Source organism: Corynebacterium sp. NML 150383, assembly GCF_002285085.1.
Taxonomy (GTDB): Bacteria; Actinomycetota; Actinomycetes; order Mycobacteriales; family Mycobacteriaceae; genus Corynebacterium; species Corynebacterium gottingense.
Genome location: NZ_NSGK01000002.1, coordinates 166,299 through 191,318, shown reverse-complemented (window position 1 = coordinate 191,318; position 25,020 = coordinate 166,299). Strand labels below are relative to the sequence as shown.

Below are 25,020 nucleotides of genomic sequence, written 5' to 3'. Positions count from 1 at the left end.
GTTTAGCCCTCCTGCTTCTTCTCGGCGCGCTGGCGGCGCTGGCCGCCGCGACGCGGGCGACGGTCGCCGCGGCCACGGCGCTCGTTGGACGGAGCGTTGAGCTCGGACTCGCGGACACCGCCAACAACGTCGCCCTTGTAGATCCAGACCTTGACGCCGATGACGCCGAAGGTGGTGTGGGCTTCTGCGGTGCCGTAGTCGATCTCCGCACGCAGGGTGTGCAGCGGCACACGGCCTTCGTGGTAGCGCTCGACGCGGGACATTTCAGCGCCACCCAGACGGCCAGAGGTCATCACCTTGATGCCCTTGACCTGCGGGTTGCGCATTGCGGACTGGATAGCCTTGCGCATTGCGCGACGGAACGCAACGCGGTTGACCAGCTGCTCAGCGATGGACTGTGCAACGAGGGTCGCGTTGGCGTCAACGTTCTTGACCTCGAGGATGTTGAGGGCGACCATCTTGCCGGTGAGCTTCTCCAGCTCGCGGCGGATGCGGTCAGCCTCAGCACCGCGGCGGCCAATCACGATGCCCGGGCGGGCGGTGTGAATGTCGACGCGGACGCGGTCGCGGGTGCGCTCGATGTTGACGTCGGCGATGCCGGCGCGCTCGAGACCCTTGGACAGGAATTCGCGGATCTTGATGTCCTCGTGGACGTAGTCTGCGTAGTTCTTGTCGGCGTACCAGTGGGACTTGTAGTCAGCGGTGATACCCAGGCGCAGGCCGTGTGGGTGAATTTTCTGGCCCATTACTTAGCCCCTTCCTTGGACTCGACAACGACGGTGATGTGGGACGTGCGCTTCCGGATCTGGAAGGCGCGGCCCTGGGCGCGCGGCTGGTAGCGACGCATGGTGGGGCCTTCGTTGGCCCAGCACTCGGACACGACGAGCGTGCGCGGGTCCAGACCGAAGTTGTTCTCGGCGTTGGCGGCTGCGGAAGCAACAACCTTCGCAACATCCTTGGACGCTGCCTGCGGCGCGTACTTCAGGATGGCGAGTGCCTCAGATACGGACTTACCGCGGACGAGGGCCAGCACGCGGCGGGCCTTCATCGGGGAAGTGCGGACGAACTTGGCCGTCGCGGATGCAGTGGTGATTGTGTCAGCCATTGCTTATCGACGTCCCTTCTCTACCTTGACGTGACCCTTGAAGGTCTTGGTTGGTGCAAACTCGCCGAGCTTGTGACCGACCATGGACTCGTCGACGAACACCGGGACGTGCTTACGGCCGTCGTGGACGGCGAAAGTGTGTCCGATGAAATCGGGGAGAATGGTCGAGCGGCGGGACCAGGTCTTGATGACCTGCTTGGTGCCGGCCTCGTTCTGAGCATCCACCTTGTTGAGGAGGTGCTCATCGACGAACGGGCCCTTCTTCAGGCTGCGTGGCATGTCTGTTTACCTCCTCTTAGCGCTTCTTGTTCTTCGAGCGACGACGGCGCACGATCATGTTGTTGGAGTAACGGTTCGGGTTGCGGGTACGGCCTTCCTTCTGGCCCCACGGGGAAACCGGGTGACGGCCACCGGAAGTCTTACCCTCACCACCACCGTGCGGGTGGTCGACCGGGTTCATGACAACACCGCGGACAGTGGGCCTCCAGCCCTTCCAGCGCATACGGCCGGCCTTGCCCCAACGGATGTTGATCTGGTCGGCGTTGCCAACCTCGCCCACCGTTGCGCGGCAGCGGATGTCCACGCGACGGATCTCGGAGGACGGCATGCGCAGCACGGCGTAGGAGCCTTCCTTACCCAGCAGCTGGATCGAAGAACCAGCGGAACGGGCAAGCTTGGCGCCAGCACCGGGCTTGAGCTCCACAGCGTGGATGGTGGTACCGGTCGGGATGTTGCGCAGCGGAAGGTTGTTGCCAACCTTGATGTCCGCGTTAGCGCCCGACTCGATCACGGTGCCCTGCTTCAGGCCCTTCGGCGCAATGATGTAGCGCTTCTCACCGTCGTAGTAGTGGAGCAGTGCAATGTTTGCGGTGCGGTTCGGGTCGTACTCGATGTGAGCGACCTTTGCCAGCACGCCGTCCTTGTCGGAACGGCGGAAGTCGATGACGCGGTAGCGACGCTTGTGGCCGCCGCCGCGGTGACGAGTGGTGATGTGGCCGTGGGTGTTACGGCCACCCTTCTTCGGGAGCGGGCGCAGCAGCGACTTTTCCGGGGTCGAGCGAGTGATCTCGTCGAACTCGGAAACGGAGCTGGCACGGCGACCCGGAGTTGTCGGCTTGTACTTACGAATAGCCATAGTGTGTCCTTTTCTATCGGTGTCTTCTGCAGCAGCCGCTGTTAGGCGGTTGCACCGCCGAAGATGTCGATGGAGTCGCTGCCCTCGCGGAGAGTGACGTAGGCGCGCTTGGTGTCCTTGCGCTTGCCGTAGCCGGTGCGGGTGCGCTTGCGCTTGCCCTCACGGTTGGCGGTGTTCACCGAAGCGACGTCGACGCCGAAGATCTCTTCCACGGCGATCTTGATCTGGGTCTTGTTAGCAGACGGGCTGACATAGAACGTGTAGGTGTTCTGCTCCATCAGCGCGTAGGTCTTCTCGGAGAGGACCGGGGCGATGATGATGTCGCGCGGGTTAACAGTCTTAGCCATTTACTTCTCCTCCTCCGCAGCGGTGGCGGTAGCCTGTGCCGCGTCGCGGTTGATGAAGGTGTGCAGTGCCTCGACCGAGAAGACCACGTCGTCTGCGTTGAGCACGTCGTAGGTGTTCAGCTGACCCGGCTCGATGATGTGGACGCCCGGCAGGTTCCTTGCGGAAAGACGGGAGTTGTTGTCATCGCGGCCGATCACCAGCAGAACGGACTTACGGTCGGTCAGGCGCTCCAGGAAGGTGCGTGCAGACTTGGTCGAGGGCTTCTGGCCCGGGACCAGGTCCTCAACGACGTGGATGCGTGCGTTACGCGCGCGGTCGGTGAGGGCACCTACGAGAGCTGCCTTAATCATTTTCTTGGGGGTGCGCTGCGCGTAGGAACGCGGCTGCGGACCGTGAACGGTGCCGCCGCCGGTGAACTGCGGAGCGCGGATGGAACCCTGGCGGGCACGGCCGGTGCCCTTCTGGCGGAACGGCTTCTTACCACCGCCGCGCACGTCGGCGCGGGTCTTGGTGGCGTGGGTTCCCTGACGAGCTGCTGCGAGCTGTGCGGTGACAACCTGGTGCAGCAGCGGGATGGAAGCTTCGCGGTCAAAAAGTTCTGCCGGAAGCTCTACGGAACCGTTGGTCTTTCCGTCAGCGGTGTGGACGTCAAGCGTCAGGTTCGTCATGCGTGAGCACCGCCCTTCACTGCGGTCTTGACGGTAACAACGCTGCCCTTGGCACCCGGGATTGCACCCTTGACCAGGATCAGATTGTTGTCGCCGTCGATGCGTTGGATCTTCAGGTTCTGGGTGGTAACGCGGTTACCGCCCATGCGGCCAGCCATGCGCTTGCCCTTGAAGACACGGCCCGGGGTAGCACAGCCACCGATGCCGCCGACGCGGCGGTGGGAGGCCTGGTTACCGTGTGCGGCACCCTGGCCGGCAAAGCCGTGGCGCTTCATCGCGCCGGCAAAGCCCTTGCCCTTGGTGGTGCCGACGACGTCGACGAACACGTCGCCGTCGAAGATGGTGGCGTTGTATTCCTGGCCGACCTCGTACTCGGAGGTGTCGTCCATGCGGATCTCCGCAACAACGCGACGCGGCGTCACGCCAGCCTTCTTGAAGTGGCCAGCCTGCGGCTTCTTGGACTTACGGGGGTCAATGTCGCCGTAAGCAATCTGGATGGCGTCGTAGCCATCGGTCTCTTTGGTACGGATCTGGGTGACCACACACGGCCCAGCCTCGACGACGGTCACCGGGATTACGCGGTTCTCATCGTCGAAGACCTGGGTCATGCCGAGCTTCTTACCCAGAATGCCCTTGATCTGGTTCTCAGACATGTATTAGTTCTCCACTACTGAACGTTTTGGGGATCTCTTGCTTACTGGATGTTCACGTCGACGCTTGCCGGAAGGTCGATGCGCATAAGCGCGTCAACGGTCTTCGGCGTCGGATCGAGAATGTCGATGAGGCGCTTGTGAGTGCGCATCTCGAAGTGCTCGCGAGAGTCCTTGTACTTGTGGGGAGAACGAATAACGGCGTACACGTTCTTTTCGGTGGGCAACGGCACCGGTCCAACGACGCGGGCACCCGTGCGGGTGACCGTAGCAACGATCTTCTTCGCAGATGCGTCGATCGCCTCGTGGTCGTAGGCCTTGAGCCTGATGCGGATCTTCTGTCCCGCCACGCTTACCTCTTCCTCGCATCCCCACTTTCAATTCCCGCCTCGCTCGTAGTTGAACGAGGCAAAGACGAAGCGGTGGGGTTTGTAGCTTCTAGTTTCTCTATAACGTTGTCCGGGCTGGGCCCATGGCTCAACGCCAGTGTCGTTTCATTGACTTCTTGACACTTCCGGAAGGTGACAAGGCGCTAGCAAATAACTGCGCGCTGCAAGTCAGTGCTTCCGCCTCGGCGCGTGCCGGGGTGCAAGACTCGGAAGGGTGCGTGACCCTTGCGTACTGCCGCTGTTTATTTGCCATGGCGCCTTCTCCGGTCCTGCCCGCATTTCGAGGCAGGTCCTTCAACCGAAGGTGTCATGTTCACCGGACCATCGCGCTTGCGCGCCATGTTTCGGCAACCCGAGTATTAAAACACGTCCTCCCCATTTACGCAAGCCCGAGCTTTTTCGCTTCTCGACGCCACCACCTTCCCCTCATCCCGCCACCCCAAAGATTGCAACTTGATACCAATTCGTGCCGGGTCTTCTCAACGCCCGGAGCCGGGGCGCGGAAAATGTGTACCCTTGTTTGCTGAGCCCGCTCATCCATCAGTTCATCGCTTGTACGCAGGTGGAACGGGCCGATTTTTCTACAGCTACAAAACGCAGTGAAGGAAGGACCAGTCATGGCCGATCACACTCTGAACGAGAACACCCCTGCCCCCACCGACTCCACCTCGACCGCCGTGGACGCCGAGCAGACCCGTCCGCGCAACGAGAACCTGGAGTCCGACTCCGGCTCCACCGTCATCGACGACAACGTCGTGGGCAAGATCGCCGGCATCGCTGCACGCGAGGTCTCCGGCGTGTACAACCTGGGCGGCGGCGCTGCCCGTATGTGGGGCGCGGTCCGCGAGTCCCTGACCTCCTCCACCAACGTCCAGCAGGGCGTCAACGTGGCTGTCGAGGACGGTCACACCTCCGTCGCCGTGGCGATCATCGCTGAGTACGGCGTGGCTATCCACGAGCTGGCGAACGCGATCCGCGAGAACGTCACCGTCGCGCTGACCCGCATGACCGGCCTGATCGTTGACCGCGTCGACGTCACCGTGCACGACGTGCACCTGCCGGAGCAGGAGGACGAGTCCGACAACGAGGACGCTGCATTCCAGTCCAACAACCAGGCGCTGGGTCAGTAGTTATGGCGCGGACCCCCATCACCCTTGAGGTCGGGGAAGCCGTCCGCGACAGTGCGCTCGGTGTTCCCGGCGTCGCCGCTCTGGACAATGGCCGCGTCGGCGAGGTGGCGCTCCTGCTGCCTAAGGCCCGTATCGACGGCTTGCGCCAGGTCGACCGCAACGACGACCGCGGCATCGAAGTGCACATCGTCTTCGACACGGCGTCGGGGCGCGACATTCAGTCAGTAGCCGAGGATGTCCGCTCCGCCGTACTCGGCGCGACGGACCTCCCGTTCGTTGACGTCGTCGTGGCCGACGCACGGTAGGCACCCGGATCTCGTCTCTTGCGGCTGAGCGCCGCCCCGCCACCCGCGGGGGCGCACGGCCGCTAATCCCCGAAAAGTGGTATTGATATGAATCTTTCTTCCAATAAAACGCTGGCCGGCGTGATCATCGGCGTGGTCATCGCATTCTTCGTCATGTTCGGCGGATGGCTGGGCCTGCTGTGGCTGCTGCTGTTCACCATCGTCGGTGGCGTCATCGGCGCGCAGCTCGACGGCCGCCTCGACATCGCCGAGATCCTGAGCACGAGCTCGGGTAAAGGCCGCAGCTAATGGGTACGACGTTCTACCACATCAGCGAGCGCTCAGTTGAGCGCGTCGCCGAGGTGGCGGCTTCGTCGGTGCCCGGCACCCTCGCGGTGGATGCGAAGCTCGCCGGACTGGCCGGCCGCAGCTTCCCCAGAATTGATGTCCACCTCGACCGACAATCGGGTGTCGCGGCAATCGAAGCCGAGATCGCTACCGCCTACCCCGCGCCGATCGCCGCCATCACGGACGCCGTGCGCGCCACCGTGATCTCCCACGTGCGCACCCTCACCGGTCTGGACGTCTCGCGCGTCAACGTGTCCGTTTCCAGCGTGGAGGCGCAGGACCTGAACTCGCGCGTGACGTGGGACGACGTGGCAAGCCACTCCGCGTTTGCCATCCCGACGCCGATCAAAGTCAACCAGCTCAAGGTGACCTCTCCTGTGACGCGGGAGCGCCAGCCGCTGAAGGCCATCCACGCGCGTTCCCTCGTGGACGACATGTGGGAGTTCAACACGCCGCACCCGACGAAGGTCGAGTCGGTGCACGCGCCAGCCGAACCCACCGCGAGGTCCATCCGCGCGCCGAAACCGATGGACGTGCAGACGAAGGGCTTTGTGGCCGCGGGGCCGGGGCTCAGGGGCGTCGATAAGCCTGCTCCTGCGCAGCCGTGGTCCCCGCGCACCCCGGAGCCGCGCGTGCCAGCACCGTTCACCGTGAACTCCACGCAGCTCAAGCGCGTGCGGGTGCCGGAGCCCGCAGCGGTGCGCCGCACCGAGGTGCCGCCTCGCCGCAGGCTCACCGAGATCACCGCCGCCCCGCTGCGCCTGCGGAAGGTGGAGACGCGGCCGGCGCGCCCGCTGCGCAAGGTCACGGTCAACGCCACGCCGCTGCGCGAGCCTCAGGTCCCGACGCCGCAGCGCGTCGTCCGCCCGCGAGCGCCGCGCCCGCAACCGCTGAAACAGATCTCTATTACACCGGTGGTGAATAAGTATGACCGCACCCGATAGCACCTCCGCGCCGGCTTACGACGCCACAGCACCGGTCGACCAGCCGCACACCCAGACCGTGCAGCCCACCGCACACCCGGCGGGCCCGCACCCGGGCGACGAGCCGCGGGCAAACCCCGCTGTCCGCTGGCTCACCCTGCTGATCGGTTTGATCCTGCTTGCGCTCGCCGCGGTGGTCGGCCGCGACCTGTGGTACTTCTTCCAGAACGGTAATTCCGACGATTCGTGGCTGCGCCCGGTCTTCGAGTTTGTCGGCCGCGCCACCATGGACGTCACTGCCGTGACGGTGGGCATCATCATCGCCATCATCGGTCTCGTGCTCATCGTCTACGCCTTCGTGCCCAGGGGACGCACGCACGTGCGTGTTGATTCGCCGGCGTCCATCTGGACCCGCCCGGTGGACATCGCGCGCAAGGCGACCCACACCACGCGCGCCGAGGTCGGCAACGCTCGTATCCAGTCCCGTGCGGACCGCAAGAAGTTGCGCGTGCAAGTCGAGGACGACGGCTCCGGTGCCGCGCTCCAGGAGCGCCTGACCTCGGTGCTGTCCGGCGAATTCCAGCGGCTCACCACCCCGCCCGCCATCAGCGTCAAGGTCACGCCGAAGCAGCAGAGCGCCTCGACCAGCACGGCGAGTGCGGGCAACCAGACCGGCAGCGCTGCCGACGCGTACGCCACGCCGGAATCAGCCGCAGAGATTTCCCAGCAGACCCAGGGGGTTCAGCGATGAGCAAGACACTGTCCTTCTTCGACCGACTCGTTGTGTTCCTCGTCGGCCTGCTCCTGCTGGTCGCGGGGCTCATCCCCGTGGCCTACTACTGGGAAATCCCCTACGTGAGCGAGTACCTCAACCGCTTCGACCGCGAATCGCTGGGCACAACGCCCGACGAGTCCTGGTACCGCACGGCGCTGATCATCGCGTTCGTCGCTCTGCTGATTCTTGGCGCATGGTTCGTCCTGGCCAACATTCGCAGCCGCGCGTTCAGCACCCGCGAGATCATGTCCGCGGACTCGCAGCACGGCGACAGCACAATCAACGTTGCCCGCGTCGCCGACGCCGCCTGCGCGTTCCTGGAAAAGTCCGAGATGGTTACCGAGGCCCGCAGCAAGGTCTCCGTTGTGGGCAACCGCCCCACGGCGCGCTTCACCGTCACTGCGTCCCCGAGCTATTCGCTTGACGACGTCACGCGGTTCCTCGAAGCCGCCGACGAGGACTTCCGTCTGGCCAACCACACCATGGAGATTGACACGGTGTGGCAGCTGCACCTGGATAGGATCGTCGCGTAGCGCCCCGTGCCGCTGGACCGGCTCCTACACCTCCAGCAGCACGATCTGCGTCACTCGCCCCAGCGAGGCCGGCCCCGCGCCGCCTCCTGGGGCGATTTGCATGTCCTCCCCCACTGCACACCGCAGGATCCGCGACCACCGCAATTCCTCGCGAGCCGTCGCGCGGCGCCCCTCGGGCCGCCACACACGCAGACGCTGACCCAGCACGGCACGTGCGCCGTCCTCGAGCGCAACGAGCCACCGGGTACCGCCAATGTCCCCGCGCTCCAGCCCCACAAGTTCCGGCGCCTCCTGCGCGTCCAGTACCGTCACGAGGCTCACCACGCCAAGACGGTGCTGGAACCCTTCCGTGTCCTCGACAACGAGCGGCCTGCCCGGCCCCACGGGCCGAAACGCCGCGAACTTCCACACGCTGGGCGTCTGATCCGGGTTCGCGCTTGAGCGCACCACCACGGTACTGCCGTCCATGCTCACTTCGTGTGCGGGTCCCTCGGTGGTGATCAGCACGGGTTGTTCCGGGAGCTCGCGCAGCAGCGCGGGGTGTTCGGCTTCGAGTTCGCGGAGCAGCCCCAAGAGTTCCTCGTCCGTGGTGCCGTAGGAGGCTCCCCGGTTTTGCAGCACGCCGATCAGCGCGGAGAGCGACAAGTCGGGTTGGCCCTCCCACGTGTCTCGGAGCGCGTCGAGGAGGGTGGGGATGCGGGTTGGGTCGTTGTGCACAGTTGCAGAGTCTAATCAGGCGCTGAATTCGGGCGCGCGAAAAGGGCCACCTCCCCTCGCGGGGTGGTGGCCCTTTGCTTATGCTCTGGTGTTTACCAGATCAGCGACTGAATTAGTCGAGGATCTTGGTAACGCGGCCAGCGCCGACGGTGCGGGAGCCCTCGCGGATAGCGAAGCGCAGGCCCTCGTCCATAGCGACCGGCTGGATGAGCTCGACGGACATGTCGACGTTGTCGCCCGGCATGACCATCTCGGTGCCCTCCGGCAGCTTCACAACACCGGTAACGTCGGTGGTGCGGAAGTAGAACTGCGGACGGTAGTTGTCGAAGAACGGGGTGTGGCGGCCGCCCTCGTCCTTGGACAGGACGTAGACGGAACCCTCGAACTTGGAGTGCGGGGTGTAAGCGCCCGGTGCGATGACAACCTGGCCACGCTCAACGTCCTCGCGCTTCAGGCCACGGAGCAGCAGTGCTGCGTTGTCGCCAGCCTCAGCGGTGTCGAGGAGCTTGTTGAACATCTCGATGGAGGTGACGGTGGTCTTGGTGGCCTTGTCACGGATGCCGATGATCTCGACCTCGTCGTTGATGTTCAGGACGCCACGCTCAACACGGCCGGTCACAACGGTACCGCGGCCGGAGATGGTGAAGATGTCCTCAACCGGCATCAGGAACGGCTTGTCGGTCTCGCGCTCCGGATCCGGGATGGAGTTGTCGCAGGCTTCCATCAGGTCGATGACGGACTGGACCCACTTCTCGTCGCCCTCGAGAGCCTTCAGAGCGGAGATCTGCACGATCGGAGCTTCCTCGTCGAACTCCTGCTCGGCCAGCAGCTCGCGGACCTCCATCTCGACGAGCTCGATGATCTCTTCGTCGTCAACCATGTCGCACTTGTTCAGTGCAACGAGGATGTACGGGACGCCAACCTGGCGAGCGAGCAGCACGTGCTCACGGGTCTGCGGCATCGGGCCGTCGGTAGCAGCGACGACGAGGATAGCGCCATCCATCTGAGCAGCGCCGGTAATCATGTTCTTGATGTAGTCGGCGTGGCCCGGGGCGTCAACGTGTGCGTAGTGACGCTTCGGGGTGTTGTACTCCACGTGGGAGATGTTGATGGTGATGCCGCGCTCGCGCTCCTCCGGAGCCTTGTCAATCGCGTCGAACGCGAAGGCCTTGTTCTCCTCCGGGTAAGCGTCAGCGAGCACCTTGGTGATTGCGGCGGTGGTGGTGGTCTTGCCGTGGTCGACGTGACCGATGGTGCCGATGTTCACGTGCGGCTTGCTGCGCTCGAACTTTTCCTTTGCCACTGTATGTCCTCCTGGACTTCATGGTGGCTACGACCTTCGCAGCCACGTAGTTTACATTTGCCCTGCCCCGGCCCCGTTCACACGATACCGAGGGCAATGACCATTTCACAATGTGCCAGTTACATGATCCTAGATATTTGGTGACCGTTTTTCAAACCGGTCGACCCGAAAAACCCGGATCTACCAAGTGAGTAACGGCCGGCTCAGACACCCACAGTCTGCGGACGACCCTCGACGGATCCTTCCGAGCTGTGCGGTGACTCAGCCCAGCCGTTACCCCTTTGGCGGGAGCGCCTCCCCCATCAGCCGGTACCTCCGCTGGCACGCGGAGCTACCGTCCGAGGAAGGTGCCAGGGGCGATCGACTAGTTGCCGTTGCGCTCGTCGATGATCTCCTGTGCGACGGACTGCGGAACCTCAGCGTAGGAGTCGAACACCATGGTGAAGTTCGCGCGGCCGGCGGTGGAGGAGCGCAGGTCGCCGATGTAGCCGAACATCTCGGACAGCGGCACCTTTGCCTTGACGACCTTCGCGCCGGAGCGGTCCTCCATTGCGTAGACCTGGCCACGACGGGAGCTGATGTCACCGTTGACGGTGCCCATGAACTCCTCCGGGGTCACGACCTCGACGGCCATGAGCGGCTCGAGCAGCACCGGCTTTGCCTTCGCAACTGCTTCCTTCAGCACCTGGGAGCCGGCCATCTTGAAGGCCATCTCGGAGGAGTCGACCTCGTGGTAGGCACCGTCTTCCAGGGTGGCCTTGATGTTCACCAGTGGGAAGCCAGCCAGGTAGCCGTACTGCATCGCGTCCTGGATACCAGCGTCGACGGACGGGATGTACTCCTTCGGAACGCGGCCACCGGTGACGGCGTTCTCGAACTTGTAGGTCGCGGACTCGCCCTCCTCCAGGGTCTCCGGATCCGGATCGTACGGCTCGATGGTGACGATGACCTTTGCAAACTGGCCGGAACCACCGGTCTGCTTCTTGTGGGTGTAGTCCAGGGACTCGACCTTCTTGCGGATGGTCTCACGGTAAGCAACCTGCGGGTTACCGATGTTGGCCTCAACCTTGAATTCGCGCTTCATGCGGTCAACCATAACGTCGAGGTGCAGCTCGCCCATGCCGCCGATAACGGTCTGGCCGGTCTCTTCATCCAATTCAACGGTGAAGGTTGGGTCCTCGGCAGCCAGCTTCTGAATAGCGGTACCCAGCTTCTCCTGGTCAGCCTTGGTCTTCGGCTCGATGGAGACCTTGATAACCGGGTCCGGGAAGTCCATGGACTCGAGGATGATCTGGTCATCCTTGTCACAGAGGGTGTCACCGGTGGTGGTTTCCTTCAGACCAATGACGGCGTAGATGTTACCGGCATCTGCCTGCTCAACCGGGTTCTCCTTGTTGGCGTGCATCTGGAAGAGCTTACCGATGCGCTCCTTCTTGCCCTTGGTGGAGTTCATAACCTCGGTACCCGGAACAACCTGTCCGGAGTACACGCGGGTGAAGGTGAGCTGACCGAAGAACGGGTGGGCAGCAATCTTGAAAGCCAGAGCGGAGAACGGGGACTCCACGGACGGCTTACGGGTGAGGACCTCGTCCTCGTTACCGACAGCGTGGCCCTGGATCTCGCCGATGTCGAGCGGGTTCGGCAGGTAAGCCACGACAGCGTCGAGCAACGGCTGAACACCCTTGTTGCGGTATGCGGTACCACACAGAACCGGGAAGACCTCGGTGCTGATGGTCATCTTGCGGATGGCAGCCTGGATCTCTTCCTTGGTGAGCTCCTCGCCACCGAAGTACTTCTCCATGAGCTCTTCGTCGGACTCAGCGACGTCCTCGAGCAGCTTCTCGCGGTACTCCTCTGCCTTCTCCTTGAGGTCCTCCGGGATCTCCTCAATGGTCGGCTCAGCGCCGGTCTCGACCTTGCCGCGCCAGGTGATGGCCTTCATGTCGATCAGGTCGACAACACCGTCGAAGTCGTCCTCAGCGCCGATCGGCAGCTGCAGAACCAACGGCTTAGCGCCGAGGCGCTCGATGATGGTGTCCACGGTGAAGTAGAAGTCCGCACCCATCTTGTCCATCTTGTTGACGAAGCAGATACGCGGAACGTCGTACTTAGCGGCCTGGCGCCACACCTGCTCGGACTGCGGCTCCACGCCCTCCTTGCCGTCGAAGACGGCGACGGCGCCATCGAGAACACGCAGGGAGCGCTCAACCTCGATGGTGAAGTCGACGTGGCCCGGGGTGTCGATGATGTTGATCTGGTTGTTGTCCCAGAAACAGGTCACGGCAGCGGACGTAATGGTGATGCCGCGCTCCTTCTCCTGCTCCATCCAGTCAGTGGTGGAGGCACCATCGTGGGTCTCGCCGACCTTACGGTTGATACCGGTGTAGAAGAGAATACGCTCGGTCGTGGTGGTCTTACCAGCATCGATGTGAGCCATGATGCCGATGTTGCGGACCTTGTGCAGATCCTTAAGCACTTCTTGTGCCACAGTTAATACCCCAACTTAAAAGTCGTCGACGCTCTGCAGACTCGGGGGAATCTCCAGCGGGCGCCTATGGCGAATAATTTCCTTTGTCAATTCTGCCACCTTTTTCATCAAATGGCAGGGTGAGTCGCGTCGGTCATTCCAAAAAACACCCGGACGCAACTGCACAACAACGATGCACGAAGCAGATATTCAATTTGCTTCTACGCAGTTGCGGCAGCTGACGTCCGGGTGTCATAGAAAACCGTGCGCGCCGGTGATTACCAGCGGTAGTGGGCGAAGGCGCGGTTGGCCTCGGCCATCTTGTGCATGTCCTCGCGACGCTTCACGGAAGCACCGAGACCGTTGGATGCATCCAGGATCTCGTTAGCAAGGCGCTCGACCATTGTGTTCTCACGACGCTGGCGGGTGAAGGTCACCATCCAGCGAAGTGCGAGGGTGTTGGAACGGCCGGGCTTGACCTCAACCGGGACCTGGTAGGTCGCGCCACCAACACGGCGGGAACGAACCTCGAGGTCCGGGCGGATGTTGCCCAGGGCCTTCTCCAGGGTGCCAACCGGGTCGGTGCCGGTCTTCTCGCGGCACGCCTCGAGTGCGCCGTAGACGATGCGCTCGGCGGTGGACTTCTTGCCGTCCTGCAGCACCTTGTTCACCAGCTGGGTAACAAGTTCGGACTGGTAAACCGGGTCCTTGACTACGGGACGCTTCGGAGCTTGCTGTTTACGCATTTCTGATTACTGTCCCTTCTTTGCGCCGTAACGGGAACGAGCCTGCTTACGGTCCTTGACGCCCTGGGTATCCAGTGCGCCGCGGATGATCTTGTAGCGGACACCCGGGAGGTCCTTCACACGACCACCACGCACGAGCACCATGGAGTGCTCCTGCAGGTTGTGGCCCTCACCCGGGATGTATGCGGAAACCTCGATGCCGGAGGTCAGGCGCACACGGGCGACCTTACGCAGTGCCGAGTTCGGCTTCTTCGGAGTGGTGGTGTACACGCGGGTGCACACGCCGCGACGCTGGGGCGAGCCCTTCAGCGCAGCGGTAGCCACCTTCTTGCTCTTATCGTGGCGGCCCTTGCGGACCAGCTGCTGAATAGTAGGCATTCACGCTCTTTCTGTTAAGCGGTGCGCGCTAAGGTGGCCGTACATGCAAAAATGGGGGCTCTTTTCGGGGCCCTGCCGTGTGCATGAACTACCTGACCGCGAGCGCGCAGCCGCACGGAGTTCGTATCTTTCCGCCACGCGAATTATCGCGAGCGAAACCTCATTCAAGCTACATCACCCCGCGTCACAAGAGCAAATCGCTTATCGACGAGCCACCCGACGCCTCCTCATTTACACTGCAAGCATGTCGACCACGACCTCACCGCCGGGTGAGTTCTCCCAGTCTGCGCGCGAGATCGCAGCCGAGTCCGTCATCATTCCCGTACGCGCCGCCGGTCTCCTCCTCCGGCACCTCCCGCAGCTCATCACGTGTGTCTGCCTGGGCCTGACGGGACGCCAAGCCGTGATCTGGCTCGCGGTGTGGATTTCCAACTTCAGCAAGGTCGGGGCCAGCCTGGTGATGCCGCTTGCTCCGCTCTCCGTCATGGTCGCACTGATCTACGCCCTGTGGTTCCTCCGCCCGTCGCTCCGCTTCCTCTCCCGGGCGATTCCGGGGCGGGAGGAGACGTCGTCACGCACGCGCCTGTTTTCGGCGGGCGGGATGCTGATTTCGTTTCTCACTGTGTACGCCACGCACGGCATGCTTAAGGAGGACCTCGCCGCGTTCCGCCGCGCCGCCACGAACGACGAATTCATGAACCAGGGCTTTGCCGCGGACTTTAGCCGGGTGTTCGTCGACGGCACCGCATCCCTGCTCGCCCTCATTGCGGTGACGATCGTGCTGCGCAAGATTATTGGTTACTTCGCGCTGGCAGAGCGCGGTCTCGGCCTCACCTATCTCGCCGCCTACCTCGACGTGCTGTGGATGTCCACCGTATCGATATTTGTGACCAACAAGCTCGCAGACGTGCAGGATTGGGCGCTGAGCAGACGGGGAATTGCGCCCGCGTACGACCGCTACGTGGACCTGAAGGACGGCATTGCCGAGCACACAGGCATCCTCGCCAGCGCCTGGGATTGGCTGGCGGAGGCGTTACCGGTGATCAACCAGCTGGTGACCATTCCGGTCGCGTGGCTCACCCTCGGCGCAGTGGTCTTTGGCACGTCGCTGGTTGCCAGCCGGGAGAAGGAAGCGGCGCCGGACGCCGAAGCTGCGGACAGCTCGCAGCGCTTCAGGAGGCGGGCACGCCACGTGGTTGAAAAGGAGGCCAAGTACGTTGCCAACCAGGCGATGCAGCCTATCGCCGGGCCGCTGAAGACCACGTGGAGCGGCCTTCGCACGCTGGCCAAGGCAGGCATCGTGCCAATGGTGATGTTTTGCATCGTGTTCATGCTCGCCGCCGGAGTCGAGTTGGGCGTGGTCGAGGTGGGTCGCGCCATCGTGGGACCACAGGACGCGCTTGTCAGCGAAGTCATCGCTGCGTACATCCTCATCGTCGCGCGCGCCGCGTACCTGCTGCTCGTGGTGTGCCTGATCGCCTCGGGGCTCGACTTCTTCCTGCGCCGCTCCTACTCGCCCGCCGCAGATCCCGATGCGTCTCTCGCCTTGGACTCCGGGTCGTCCACGTAGTTTTTCGGCTCCGGCAGGTCGAGGGTGACGTAGTCGGGCTCGTTCCACCCGAGGTGGAGCTGCTCCGGCTGCACGCCCTCCGGCATCGCGATGGGGATGAGTTTGCGCCACTCCTCCGGGCGCGGGTCACCCTGGACAACGCGGACCGTAGCGGTGCGGAGGTCCACCGACTCCGTCGCCGGCCCGCCCTCGCCCGGCGGGGTGCAGCTGTGCAGGGCGCTCATGTCACTCACCACTTCGCCGAAGATTTGATCCGTGCGCTGGTAGTCACGCGCGTCCGAGCCTGTCGCCCACATGCGGCAGTGGGACAGCACCGAGTCTTCCGGTGCGCGCCACTGGGTGAGTAGCGCCCAGATGGCAAACCCGTCGGGCGCATCGAGCCCGATCTCTTCCTCGTGTTCGACCCGTTGGAACCCGATCACCTCCACCTCAGCGGTGCGGCGCGGCGGCCCGCTCCCCTCCCCCTCCACGAGGCCATCGATGGGCAGGTCAAACGAGCCCGGGGTGCCGGCCCCGATGCGTTGCTCCTGGGTCCAGGACCACGGCCGATAGATCCCGAAGTACGGCTGCGACGATGCCGCCAGCATGCACCCGATCGCCACCGGGGCGGCAGCCCACCAGGCAAGTTTCATAGCGTGAGCCCCTCCCTGCTGATGTTTCCGGCTTCGACTGGTTCGCCGAGCTCCAGCACCACCCGCGGCGCCATCTGCGTGGCGGACGGGTGCAAGAACAGCCTCGCCCCCGCAATCTGCTCTGCCGGCATTTCGAAGACGAGGGTGCACTGCGTAGGAAGTTGCGGGTACAGGGTGCCACACGACGACGCGAGGTGGTTCGCGGGTCCGTAGAGCGTGCCGTCGGTAGCCTTGATCTGCCCTTCGAGTACCTGGCCAGTATCGGGTGTGTGGGTAAAATCCACGACCAGCCAGCGGGCGTGCGTTGGCACGCCGTTGATCGCATCGGCGGTAATGGTGTGGACTCCATCAACCCGCCCGATCTTCGGTGCCTCGGCGCCGTAGTCAAACGGCGCGAAGGCCCGGTCCTGCGCGTCGGGAAGCTGCTCGCGGATGAGGCCGCCCAGGCTGAGCAGGGCCAGCGCCGCCGCGGTCGCCACTATTCGGCGCGGTACCGTCGTCACCGCAGGCTCACCTCCGCAGCACGGTCCTTGGTCAGCCAGGCCTTCGCCCCGTCCAGGAAGGAGGTACGGTACTCCAGCGACGTGATCACCAGCGTGTCCGCCTCCGCGGCATTCGTGCCGCTCGGGCCTTGGAAGATGAGCGCGACATCCAGCGGCACGCCAGGGTTGGGCGAGATCGCCTCGGATGGCGCAACCTCGGTGAGCGCCTCCGCGCTGTGCTTGCGTACGACCGCGGCTCTCATGTCCGGTTGCTCCTCTGGGCCAAGATGCGAGTCCTCGAGGGCGAACGCCATGAGGAACTGCGGCGCAGGGACAGGCCGCGAGGCGGTGTTGGTGAGTCGCATTTCCACCACGCGTGCGTCGCCAAGCGTATAGGTGCGCCGCACCGAGATCTCGAACGGTGCAGCCGTGAACTCGGCAGGCTGCGCGAGCGCACCGGTGCCCCTCGGCGCCGCGGCCACGGTGAGGCCCTCGGGCGGGGCCGCTTCCAGTCCGCCGCTGACACCGGTGATGCCCACAACCGCGAGCAGCGCCGCGAGGGTCGCGTTGGTCCGGGTGCCAAGGTCAGCCGCGACCGATTTGGCCAATCCAGCAAATGGCCGGGGGCCTTTCGCCGCTGGTGTCGACGATACTTCGCTCACACCTGGAATCTAAGCAGAGTTTCCGCAGGCGCGCTCGGCACGCGTGCTTATCGACGCCAACGGCCCGGCCCCTACCGCACAGTTGCGGAGGAGCCGGGCCGGTTGGTGAGCAGACCTAGCTAACAGCCAGAAGGCTAGATCTGGTCGATGCCGTACTCGTCGAGCGGGACGGAGGCGCCGGTGTACTCGCCGTAGCCCTCGTCGCCGTAGATGCCCTCGCCGAAGCTCGGGATGGAGTACGCCGCGGAGCGCGCGGCCTCGGTTGGCTTGACCTGGATGTTGCGGTAGCGGGAAATGCCCGTACCGGCCGGGATCAGCTTACCGATGATCACGTTCTCCTTCAGACCGATGAGCTGGTCGGAGCGCTTGTTGATCGCGGCGTCCGTGAGCACGCGGGTCGTCTCCTGGAAGGAGGCGGCCGACAGCCAGGACTCGGTAGCTAGTGAGGCCTTGGTGATACCCATGATCTCGGAGCGCATCTCCGCCGGCTGGCCCTCGTCCGCCACGGTGGCGGCGTTGACCTGGCGTGCCTCGGAGAGGTCGATCAGCGTGCCCGGCAGGAACTCGGTCGAGCCGGAGTCGATGACCGTGCCGCGGCGCAGCATCTGGCGAATGATGATCTCGATGTGCTTGTCGTGGATGGACACACCCTGGGTGCGGTACACGGCCTGCACCTCGTCGATGAGGTGCTTCTCCACGCCGCGACGGCCGAGGACCTCGAGCACGTCGTGCGGGTCTGCGGCACCGCGGAGCAGGCGCTCGCCCACCTCGACGTGGTCGCCCTCGCGCAGGGAGCGCTCGATCATGGCGTCCGGGTTGGACTCCATCGGGCGGCGCACCTGGGCCAGGCCCTGGCGCTTGGACAGCTTCTCGTACACCACGTCGTCGGAGTCGTCGTCCGGGTGGATGGTGAGGGTCCAGAAGTTGCCCTCGTCCTCCAGGGAGACCGTACCGGCGACCGACGCGATCGGCGCGCAGTTCTTGGGCACGCGGGCCTCGAACAGCTCCTGGACACGCGGCAGACCACCGGTAATGTCGCCGCCGACACCACCCTGGTGGAAGGTACGCATGGTCAGCTGGGTACCCGGCTCACCAATGGACTGTGCAGCGACGATGCCGACGGCCTCGCCGATGTCCACCAGCTGGCCGGACGCCATGGACTTGCCGTAGCACTTGGCGCAGACGCCAGTCGGGGTCTGGCAGGTCAGCACGGAGCGGACCTTGACCTCGGCGACGCCCTTCTGCACGAGCACGTCGATACGCTCCTCGGACAGCTCGGTGCCGGCCTCGAAGACGACGTTGCCCTCGGAGTCCTTCGCGTCGGAGGCCAGGACTCGGCCGGACACGGAGGTCTCCACCAGGTCATGGCGGACGAAGGCGTCACCAGCGGCCTCTGCCACCGGGACCTTGACGCCCTGGTGGGTGCCACAGTCCAGCTCGCGGACAATGACGTCCTGCGCCACGTCCACCAGACGACGGGTGAGGTAGCCGGAGTCCGCGGTACGCAGTGCGGTATCGGCCAGGCCCTTACGGGAACCGTGGGAGTTGTTGAAGTACTCCATCACGGACAGGCCCTCGCGGAAGGAGGTCTTGATCGGGCGGGTGATGTACTCACCGCGCGAGTTCACGACCATGCCCTTCATGCCGGCCAGGGTCCAGATCTGGCGCATGTTACCGGCAGCACCGGACTTCACGATCATCGGAATCGGGTTGTCGTCCGGGTAGAGGTCCTCCACGGCCTGGCCGACCTTGTTGGTGGCGTCCTGCCACAGCTCAACCAGTCGGTCGTAGCGGTTCTCCTCGGTAAGCGCACCCTTCTCCCAGAACTTGCGCTCGATCTCCTCGGCTTCCTTCTCGTAACGCTCGAGGAACTGCGTCTTGTTCGGGAGCACCAGCACGTCAGACATGGTGATGGTCACGCCGGAACGGGTTGCCCAGTAGAAGCCGGCGTCCTTCATCTTGTCCAGCGTCTGCGCGACGGTGATCATGGGGTACTTCTCCACCATGTCCTGGATGATGTCACCCAGCAGCACCTTGCCGGCGCCGCCGCCCTTGCGCACCATGGCGCCTTCCTGGAAGGGGAAGTTGAACGGCAGAAGCTCGTTGAACATGATGCGGCCGAGCGTCGTCTCGGTCATCCATGCCTGGCCCTTGGTCCAGCCGTCCGGGAACTGCTCCTCCTCGACCTCAACGGTCGGGCGCAGGTGGTCGATGCGGACCTTGATCGGGGCCTGCAGGCCGAGCACGCCGCGGTCGTACGCCATGATCGCCTCGCGGTAGGAGGAGTAGACGCCTTGTGCCGGGCCGTTCTCGTCGGCAGGCGCGTAGGCGCCCTCGCCGCCGATCTCATCGGTGGACTTCAGCATGGTGAGGAAGTACAGGCCGGTCACCATGTCCAGGCGCGGCATTGCCAGCGGCTTGCCGGACGCCGGGGACAGGATGTTGTTGGAGGACAGCATCAGTACGCGGGCCTCCGCCTGTGCCTCTGCGGACAGCGGCAGGTGGACTGCCATCTGGTCGCCGTCGAAGTCAGCGTTGAACGCCTCGCACGCCAGCGGGTGCAGCTGGATGGCCTTGCCCTCGACCAGCTTCGGCTCGAAGGCCTGGATGCCCAGGCGGTGCAGGGTCGGTGCGCGGTTGAGCAGCACCGGGTGCTCGGAAATGGCCTCTTCGAGCACGTCCCACACCTCGGGGCGCTGGCGCTCCACCATGCGCTTCGCGCTCTTGATGTTCTGCGCGTACTGGTTGTCCACCAGGCGCTTCATCACGAACGGCTTGAACAGCTCGAGCGCCATCAGCTTTGGCAGACCGCACTCGTGCAGCTTGAGCTGCGGGCCGACGATAATCACGGAACGACCGGAGTAGTCGACGCGCTTACCCAGCAGGTTCTGGCGGAAGCGGCCCTGCTTGCCCTTGAGCAGGTCGGACAGGGACTTCAGCGGGCGGGAGCCCGGTCCGGTGACCGGACGGCCGCGGCGGCCGTTGTCAAACAGCGCGTCCACGGACTCCTGCAGCATGCGCTTCTCGTTGTTCACGATGATCTCGGGCGCGCCGAGGTCAATCATGCGCTTGAGGCGGTTGTTGCGGTTGATCACGCGACGGTACAGGTCGTTCAGGTCGGAGGTGGCGAAGCGTCCGCCGTCCAGCTGCACCATCGGGCGCAGCTCCGGCGGGATCACCGGGATCGCGTCCAGGATCATGCCGGCTGGGTCGTTGCCGGAGCGCTGGAACGCAGCGACGACCTTGAGGCGCTTGAGCGCGCGGACCTTCTTCTGGCCCTTGCCCTCAGCGATGATGGTGCGCAGCTCCTCGGCCTCGGACTCGAGGTCGAAGTTGCGGATCAGCGTCTGGATTGCCTCAGCGCCCATGCCGCCGGTGAAGTAGTCCTCGTAGCGGTCGACGAGCTCCTCGTAGAGCACCTCGTCGATAATCATCTGCTTCGGGGCGAGCTTCTGGAAGGTCTGCCAGATGTCGTCGAGGCGCTCGACCTCGCGCTCGCCGGCCTCGCGGATGTGCGTCATTTCCTTGTCGGCTGCCTGCTGCACCTTCTTGCGGGCAGCGGCGGTCGCGCCGGAAGCCTCGAGCTCGGCGAGGTCTTCCTCCAGCTTGTGTGCGCGCTCGGCGATCTCGGAGTTGGCGTCCTCCTCGACTTCCTTCTTCTCCAGCAGCATCTCCGCCTCGAGGGTGGACATGTCGTTGTGACGTGCCTCCTCGTCGACGCTGGTGATGATGTTGGCGGCGAAGTAGATGATGCGCTCCAGGTCCTTCGGAGCGAGGTCAAGCAGGTAGCCCAGGCGAGACGGGACGCCCTTGAAGTACCAAATGTGGGTCACGGGAGCGGCGAGCTCGATGTGGCCCATGCGCTCGCGGCGCACCTTGGACTTGGTCACCTCGACGCCGCAGCGCTCGCAGATGATGCCCTTGTAACGGACGCGCTTGTACTTACCGCAGGCGCACTCCCAGTCGCGGGTGGGGCCGAAGATGCGCTCGCAGAACAGGCCGTCCTTCTCGGGCTTGAGGGTGCGGTAGTTGATGGTCTCCGGCTTCTTCACTTCGCCGTGGGACCACTTACGAATGTCTTCTGCAGTGGCCAGGCCGATGCGAAGCTCGTTGAAGAGGTTTACGTCAAACACGTAAATTCCCTTTCACCTCCCCCAGCTGGGGAGGATTGCGTGTGGATAGTTTCTTCTCGTTTCATTCAGGGCGCCGCAAGCACAAGTGCTTATCGACGCCCACCTGGCGCCTAGACGGTATCCGCCGCTGAACCCTCGTCTCGCGAGAGGTTGATGCCCAGCGAGGAACCGGCCTGGTCAAACTCATCGTCGTCGCCGTCGAGCTCCATGGCGCTGCCGTCCGTGGAGAGCACCTCAACGTTGAGGCACAGGGACTGCAGCTCCTTGAGCAACACCTTGAAGGACTCCGGGATACCCGGATCCGGGATGTTGTCGCCCTTCACAATCGCCTCGTAGACCTTCACGCGGCCGACCACGTCGTCCGACTTGATGGTCAACAGCTCCTGCAGGGTGTAGGCAGCGCCGTACGCCTGCATTGCCCACACCTCCATCTCGCCGAAGCGCTGGCCACCGAACTGGGCCTTACCGCCCAGCGGCTGCTGCGTAATCATGGAGTACGGACCGGTGGAACGGGCGTGGATCTTCTCGTCCACAAGGTGGTGCAGCTTGAGCATGTACATGTAGCCGACGGAGATCGGGTACTTGTACGGCTCACCGGAGCGACCGTCGTAGAGGCGGGTCTTGCCCTGGCCGTCGACCATCACGTCACCGTCGCGGTTCGGCTTGGTGTTTGCCAGCAGGCCTGCGATCTCCTCGTTGGACGCGCCGTCGAACACCGGCGTTGCGGTCAGCGACTCCGGCGGGACGTCGTAAAGGTGCTCCGGCAGGGTCTCCAGCAGCGCGGCGTTCTTCGGGTCATCCGGGTTCACGGTCCAGCCGGCCTTGGCCAGCCAGCCCAGGTGCACCTCGAGGACCTGACCGATGTTCATACGACGCGGCACGCCGTGCGTGTTCAGGATGATGTCCACCGGGGTGCCGTCCTCCATGAACGGCATGTCCTCCGTCGGCAGGATCTTGCCCACAACGCCCTTGTTGCCGTGGCGGCCTGCCATCTTGTCGCCGTCCTGGATCTTGCGCTTCTGCGCGACGTAGACGCGGATCATCTCGTTCACGCCTGCGGACAGATCGTCGTCGTCCTCGCGGGAGAAGCGGCGGACCGCGATGACCTTGCCGGTCTCACCGTGCGGCACCTTCAGGGATGTGTCGCGGACCTCGCGGGCCTTCTCACCGAAGATGGCGCGCAGCAGGCGCTCCTCCGGGGTCAGCTCGGTCTCGCCCTTCGGGGTGACCTTACCCACGAGGATGTCGCCGTCGCGCACATCAGCGCCGATGCGGATCACGCCGCGCTCGTCGAGATCCTTGAGCACGTCCTCGGACACGTTCGGGATCTCGCGGGTGATTTCCTCGGCACCGAGCTTGGTGTCGCGGGCGTCAATCTCGTGCTCCTCGATGTGCACGGAGGTGAGGATGTCCTCCTCCACCACGCGCTGGTTGAGGATGATTGCGTCCTCGTAGTTGTGGCCTTCCCACGGCATGAAGGCGACGAGCAGGTTGCGGCCGAGCGCCATCTCGCCGTTCTTCGTGCCCGGGCCGTCCGCGATCACCTGGCCAGCCTCGACGCGCTGACCAGCAGACACGATCGGGGTCTGGTTGTAGCAGGTGCCCTGGTTGGTGCGGTGGAAGGTACGCAGCTGCTGGGTGTCGCGAGTGCCGTCGTCGCCCAGCACGGTGATGTAGTCACCGGTCACGGTCTCGATGACACCGGAGAGCGGGGAGATGACGGTATCGCCAGCGTCGTAAGCAGCGCGCTGCTCCATGCCGGTGGCCACGTACGCAGCCTCGGAGCGCAGCAGCGGCACAGCCTGCTTCTGCATGTTCGCACCCATGAGGGCGCGGTTCGCGTCGTCGTGCTCGAGGAACGGAATCATCGCCGTTGCCACGGAGACCATCTGGCGCGGCGAGATGTCGAGGTAGTCAACGCCCTGCGGGCCGACGACGCCGATGTCGCCGTCCTTGAGGCGGACCTCGATGCGCTCGCCGGTCAGCTCGCCGTCCTTGGTCATCGGGGTGGCCGCCTGCGCAATCGCGTAGCGGTCCTCCTCGTCGGCCGTGAGGTAGTCGATCTGGTCCGCGAGCTTGCCGTCGTTGACCTTGCGGTACGGGGTCTCGATGAAGCCGAACGGGTTGACGCGAGCGTAGGACGCGAGCGCGCCGATCAGGCCAATGTTCGGACCCTCAGGGGTCTCAATCGGGCACATGCGGCCGTAGTGGGACGGGTGTACGTCTCGGACCTCGATGCCGGCGCGCTCACGCGACAGGCCGCCCGGACCCAGCGCGGACAGACGACGCTTGTGCGTCAGGCCGGACAGGGAGTTGTTCTGGTCCATGAACTGCGAGAGCTGCGAGGTACCGAAGAACTCGCGGATCGCAGCGGAGACCGGACGCACGTTAATCAGAGAGGTCGGCGTGATGGACTCCGCATCCTGGGTGGTCATGCGCTCGCGCACGACGCGCTCCATGCGGGAGAGGCCGACGCGGACCTGGTTCTGGATCAGCTCGCCAACGGTGCGCAGGCGACGGTTACCAAAGTGGTCGATGTCGTCGGTGTTGATCGGGATGAGCTCGCCGGACGGGGAGGTCATCTCGGTCTCGCCAGCGTGCAGGCGCACGAGGTACTCGAGCGTGGTGGCGATGTCTTCCTCAGTCAGCGTCATCAGGCCATCGTGATCGCCGCCGAGACCCAGCTTGCGGTTGACCTTGTAGCGGCCAACGCGGGCCAGGTCGTAGCGCTTGGGGCGGAAGAAGGAGTTCTCCAGCAGGGACTGCGCGAGGTCGCGGGTCGGCTGCTCGCCCGGGCGCTGCTTGCGGTAGATCTCCAGCAAGGCCTCGTCCATGTTGGCCACGCCGTCGTTCTCCAGCGTGGACATCATGAGCTCGGAGAAGCCGAAGCGCTCCTTGATCTGCTCCTCGGTCCAGCCGAGCGCCTTCAGCAGGACGGTCACCGGCTGACGACGCTTACGGTCAATGCGCACACCGACGGTGTCGCGCTTGTCCACGTCGAACTCCAGCCACGCACCACGGGAAGGGATCACCTTCACGGCGTGCAGCGGACGCTCGGTGGACTTATCAATCGTCTCGTCAAAGTAGACGCCCGGGGAGCGCACGAGCTGGGAGACGACGACACGCTCGGTGCCGTTGACAATAAAGGTGCCCTTGTCCGTCATCAGCGGGAAATCGCCAATAAAGACGGTCTGGGACTTAATCTCCTGCGTATCGTTATTAATAAACTCCGCCGTCACGTAGAGCGGCGCGGAGTAGTTAATGTCCTTCTCTTTTGCTTCCTCGATGGTGTACTTCGCATCTTCGAAGCGCGGCTCGGACAGCGTCAGGCTCATGTTGCCGGAGTAGTCCTGGATCGGAGAAATCTCCTCCAGGATGTCCTCCAGGCCGCTGGCCACGCGGGCGTCCTCGCCGCGCAGCTCCTGCTCGCGGGTGCGCCACTCAGGCGTACCGACGAGCCACGCAAAAGATTCAAGCTGTACATCAAGAAGACCCGGGACGGTGATCGGCTCAGCGATCTTGGCGAACGAGTAACGTTCGGGGGCCCCGGGAATATCAGCCATTGACATGGTCTGGTTTGAGACTGCCAAGTTGGGTCCTTCCAGCACCTAGGGCGGACGCCACGCTATTTACTCTGGCTCT

Annotated in this window: 25 protein-coding genes; 7 read left to right on the top strand and 18 right to left on the bottom strand. The window is 64.2% G+C overall.

Annotated features, from left to right (window positions below; translation table 11 throughout):
• Window positions 1-2: 2 nt before the first annotated feature.
• From rpsC to rpsJ, 8 genes are read right to left on the bottom strand one after another with little or no spacing between them, the layout of a single operon-like run.
• Window positions 3-746: a 30S ribosomal protein S3 gene (rpsC, locus tag CKJ85_RS02915; protein ID WP_095277949.1), complete on the bottom strand. Its 744-nt coding sequence runs from the start codon at window positions 744-746 to the stop codon at window positions 3-5.
• Window positions 746-1,105, bottom strand: a complete 360-nt coding sequence (gene rplV, locus CKJ85_RS02910) for a 50S ribosomal protein L22 (RefSeq protein WP_095277951.1) — start codon at window positions 1,103-1,105, stop codon at window positions 746-748. The genes rpsC and rplV overlap by 1 nt, the downstream gene beginning before the upstream one ends.
• A gap of 3 nt (window positions 1,106-1,108) precedes the next feature.
• Window positions 1,109-1,384 (bottom strand): 30S ribosomal protein S19, encoded by a 276-nt coding sequence (gene rpsS, locus CKJ85_RS02905; protein ID WP_095277954.1) that lies wholly within the window; start codon window positions 1,382-1,384, stop codon window positions 1,109-1,111.
• A 16-nt stretch (window positions 1,385-1,400) separates the two neighbouring features.
• Complete coding sequence (gene rplB / locus CKJ85_RS02900; RefSeq protein ID WP_095277956.1) at window positions 1,401-2,240, bottom strand: 50S ribosomal protein L2; 840 nt, start codon at window positions 2,238-2,240, stop codon at window positions 1,401-1,403.
• Between the two features lie 41 nt (window positions 2,241-2,281).
• Window positions 2,282-2,587 (bottom strand): 50S ribosomal protein L23, encoded by a 306-nt coding sequence (gene rplW / locus CKJ85_RS02895; RefSeq protein WP_095277958.1) that lies wholly within the window; start codon window positions 2,585-2,587, stop codon window positions 2,282-2,284.
• Window positions 2,588-3,256: a 50S ribosomal protein L4 gene (gene rplD / locus CKJ85_RS02890; RefSeq protein ID WP_095277960.1), complete on the bottom strand. Its 669-nt coding sequence runs from the start codon at window positions 3,254-3,256 to the stop codon at window positions 2,588-2,590.
• The gene (rplC, locus tag CKJ85_RS02885) at window positions 3,253-3,909 is read right to left on the bottom strand and encodes a 50S ribosomal protein L3 (protein ID WP_095277962.1); all 657 of its coding nucleotides are present in this window, start codon (window positions 3,907-3,909) and stop codon (window positions 3,253-3,255) included. Before rplC ends, rplD begins: the two co-directional genes overlap by 4 nt.
• A gap of 41 nt (window positions 3,910-3,950) precedes the next feature.
• Entirely contained in the window at window positions 3,951-4,256 is a 306-nt protein-coding gene (gene rpsJ / locus CKJ85_RS02880) for a 30S ribosomal protein S10 (RefSeq protein WP_038588232.1), read from the bottom strand.
• 656 nt (window positions 4,257-4,912) lie between these two features.
• Between rpsJ and CKJ85_RS02875 the strand changes: the two genes are divergently transcribed.
• From CKJ85_RS02875 to CKJ85_RS02850, 6 genes are all read left to right on the top strand, one after another.
• Window positions 4,913-5,425: an Asp23/Gls24 family envelope stress response protein gene (locus tag CKJ85_RS02875; protein ID WP_095535286.1), complete on the top strand. Its 513-nt coding sequence runs from the start codon at window positions 4,913-4,915 to the stop codon at window positions 5,423-5,425.
• Between the two features lie 2 nt (window positions 5,426-5,427).
• Entirely contained in the window at window positions 5,428-5,730 is a 303-nt protein-coding gene (locus tag CKJ85_RS02870; protein ID WP_095535285.1) for a hypothetical protein, read from the top strand.
• Between the two features lie 87 nt (window positions 5,731-5,817).
• Complete coding sequence (locus tag CKJ85_RS02865) at window positions 5,818-6,018, top strand: hypothetical protein (RefSeq protein ID WP_095277968.1); 201 nt, start codon at window positions 5,818-5,820, stop codon at window positions 6,016-6,018.
• Window positions 6,018-7,001, top strand: coding sequence for an Asp23/Gls24 family envelope stress response protein (locus tag CKJ85_RS02860; RefSeq protein ID WP_095535284.1), 984 nt, complete (start codon window positions 6,018-6,020; stop codon window positions 6,999-7,001). Before CKJ85_RS02865 ends, CKJ85_RS02860 begins: the two co-directional genes overlap by 1 nt.
• Complete coding sequence (locus tag CKJ85_RS02855; protein ID WP_198947135.1) at window positions 6,985-7,731, top strand: hypothetical protein; 747 nt, start codon at window positions 6,985-6,987, stop codon at window positions 7,729-7,731. Before CKJ85_RS02860 ends, CKJ85_RS02855 begins: the two co-directional genes overlap by 17 nt.
• Window positions 7,728-8,288: a hypothetical protein gene (locus CKJ85_RS02850; RefSeq protein WP_095535283.1), complete on the top strand. Its 561-nt coding sequence runs from the start codon at window positions 7,728-7,730 to the stop codon at window positions 8,286-8,288. The genes CKJ85_RS02855 and CKJ85_RS02850 overlap by 4 nt, the downstream gene beginning before the upstream one ends.
• 24 nt (window positions 8,289-8,312) lie before the next feature.
• Here CKJ85_RS02850 and CKJ85_RS02845 read toward each other — a convergent pair whose 3' ends face one another.
• From CKJ85_RS02845 to rpsL, 5 genes are all read right to left on the bottom strand, one after another.
• Window positions 8,313-9,005: a hypothetical protein gene (locus CKJ85_RS02845; protein WP_095553368.1), complete on the bottom strand. Its 693-nt coding sequence runs from the start codon at window positions 9,003-9,005 to the stop codon at window positions 8,313-8,315.
• 112 nt (window positions 9,006-9,117) lie between these two features.
• A complete protein-coding gene (tuf, locus tag CKJ85_RS02840; protein ID WP_095277977.1) occupies window positions 9,118-10,308 on the bottom strand; it encodes an elongation factor Tu in 1,191 nt (396 codons plus the stop codon).
• A 364-nt stretch (window positions 10,309-10,672) separates the two neighbouring features.
• Window positions 10,673-12,796 carry an elongation factor G gene (fusA, locus tag CKJ85_RS02835; RefSeq protein WP_095553367.1) on the bottom strand — a complete coding sequence of 708 codons (2,124 nt, stop codon included), beginning with the start codon at window positions 12,794-12,796 and terminating at the stop codon, window positions 10,673-10,675.
• A 257-nt stretch (window positions 12,797-13,053) separates the two neighbouring features.
• Window positions 13,054-13,521, bottom strand: a complete 468-nt coding sequence (gene rpsG, locus CKJ85_RS02830; protein ID WP_095277982.1) for a 30S ribosomal protein S7 — start codon at window positions 13,519-13,521, stop codon at window positions 13,054-13,056.
• A 6-nt stretch (window positions 13,522-13,527) separates the two neighbouring features.
• The gene (gene rpsL, locus CKJ85_RS02825; protein ID WP_076598032.1) at window positions 13,528-13,899 is read right to left on the bottom strand and encodes a 30S ribosomal protein S12; all 372 of its coding nucleotides are present in this window, start codon (window positions 13,897-13,899) and stop codon (window positions 13,528-13,530) included.
• A gap of 244 nt (window positions 13,900-14,143) precedes the next feature.
• Here rpsL and CKJ85_RS02820 point away from each other — a divergent pair, with 244 nt between their 5' ends.
• Window positions 14,144-15,469, top strand: coding sequence for a hypothetical protein (locus CKJ85_RS02820; RefSeq protein WP_095553366.1), 1,326 nt, complete (start codon window positions 14,144-14,146; stop codon window positions 15,467-15,469).
• Here the strand turns inward: CKJ85_RS02820 and CKJ85_RS02815 are convergent.
• The 5 genes from CKJ85_RS02815 to CKJ85_RS02795 all read right to left on the bottom strand — a co-directional run bounded on the left by CKJ85_RS02815 (window position 15,409) and on the right by CKJ85_RS02795 (window position 24,986).
• Window positions 15,409-16,101, bottom strand: coding sequence for a hypothetical protein (locus tag CKJ85_RS02815; protein ID WP_095553365.1), 693 nt, complete (start codon window positions 16,099-16,101; stop codon window positions 15,409-15,411). The genes CKJ85_RS02820 and CKJ85_RS02815 overlap by 61 nt on opposite strands.
• Complete coding sequence (locus CKJ85_RS02810; RefSeq protein WP_133064902.1) at window positions 16,098-16,604, bottom strand: hypothetical protein; 507 nt, start codon at window positions 16,602-16,604, stop codon at window positions 16,098-16,100. Before CKJ85_RS02810 ends, CKJ85_RS02815 begins: the two co-directional genes overlap by 4 nt.
• Entirely contained in the window at window positions 16,601-17,245 is a 645-nt protein-coding gene (locus tag CKJ85_RS02805) for a hypothetical protein (protein ID WP_133065236.1), read from the bottom strand. The genes CKJ85_RS02810 and CKJ85_RS02805 overlap by 4 nt, the downstream gene beginning before the upstream one ends.
• Before the next feature lie 134 nt (window positions 17,246-17,379).
• Window positions 17,380-21,378 (bottom strand): DNA-directed RNA polymerase subunit beta', encoded by a 3,999-nt coding sequence (locus CKJ85_RS02800; protein WP_095277994.1) that lies wholly within the window; start codon window positions 21,376-21,378, stop codon window positions 17,380-17,382.
• A 110-nt stretch (window positions 21,379-21,488) separates the two neighbouring features.
• Window positions 21,489-24,986: a DNA-directed RNA polymerase subunit beta gene (locus tag CKJ85_RS02795; protein ID WP_095277996.1), complete on the bottom strand. Its 3,498-nt coding sequence runs from the start codon at window positions 24,984-24,986 to the stop codon at window positions 21,489-21,491.
• Between the last annotated feature and the right edge of the window lie 34 nt (window positions 24,987-25,020).

Excerpts from the sequence above, each read along its gene's own strand:
- rpsC (WP_095277949.1), bottom strand. The coding sequence starts at position 746 with ATGGGCCAGAAAATTCACCCACACGGCCTGCGCCTGGGTATCACCGCT.
- rplV (WP_095277951.1), bottom strand. The coding sequence starts at position 1,105 with ATGGCTGACACAATCACCACTGCATCCGCGACGGCCAAGTTCGTCCGC.
- rpsS (WP_095277954.1), bottom strand. The coding sequence starts at position 1,384 with ATGCCACGCAGCCTGAAGAAGGGCCCGTTCGTCGATGAGCACCTCCTC.
- rplB (WP_095277956.1), bottom strand. The coding sequence starts at position 2,240 with ATGGCTATTCGTAAGTACAAGCCGACAACTCCGGGTCGCCGTGCCAGC.
- rplW (WP_095277958.1), bottom strand. The coding sequence starts at position 2,587 with ATGGCTAAGACTGTTAACCCGCGCGACATCATCATCGCCCCGGTCCTC.
- rplD (WP_095277960.1), bottom strand. The coding sequence starts at position 3,256 with ATGACGAACCTGACGCTTGACGTCCACACCGCTGACGGAAAGACCAAC.
- rplC (WP_095277962.1), bottom strand. The coding sequence starts at position 3,909 with ATGTCTGAGAACCAGATCAAGGGCATTCTGGGTAAGAAGCTCGGCATG.
- CKJ85_RS02875 (WP_095535286.1), top strand. The coding sequence starts at position 4,913 with ATGGCCGATCACACTCTGAACGAGAACACCCCTGCCCCCACCGACTCC.
- CKJ85_RS02870 (WP_095535285.1), top strand. The coding sequence starts at position 5,428 with ATGGCGCGGACCCCCATCACCCTTGAGGTCGGGGAAGCCGTCCGCGAC.
- CKJ85_RS02865 (WP_095277968.1), top strand. The coding sequence starts at position 5,818 with ATGAATCTTTCTTCCAATAAAACGCTGGCCGGCGTGATCATCGGCGTG.
- CKJ85_RS02860 (WP_095535284.1), top strand. The coding sequence starts at position 6,018 with ATGGGTACGACGTTCTACCACATCAGCGAGCGCTCAGTTGAGCGCGTC.
- CKJ85_RS02855 (WP_198947135.1), top strand. The coding sequence starts at position 6,985 with ATGACCGCACCCGATAGCACCTCCGCGCCGGCTTACGACGCCACAGCA.
- CKJ85_RS02850 (WP_095535283.1), top strand. The coding sequence starts at position 7,728 with ATGAGCAAGACACTGTCCTTCTTCGACCGACTCGTTGTGTTCCTCGTC.
- rpsG (WP_095277982.1), bottom strand. The coding sequence starts at position 13,521 with ATGCGTAAACAGCAAGCTCCGAAGCGTCCCGTAGTCAAGGACCCGGTT.
- rpsL (WP_076598032.1), bottom strand. The coding sequence starts at position 13,899 with ATGCCTACTATTCAGCAGCTGGTCCGCAAGGGCCGCCACGATAAGAGC.
- CKJ85_RS02820 (WP_095553366.1), top strand. The coding sequence starts at position 14,144 with ATGTCGACCACGACCTCACCGCCGGGTGAGTTCTCCCAGTCTGCGCGC.
- CKJ85_RS02815 (WP_095553365.1), bottom strand. The coding sequence starts at position 16,101 with ATGAAACTTGCCTGGTGGGCTGCCGCCCCGGTGGCGATCGGGTGCATG.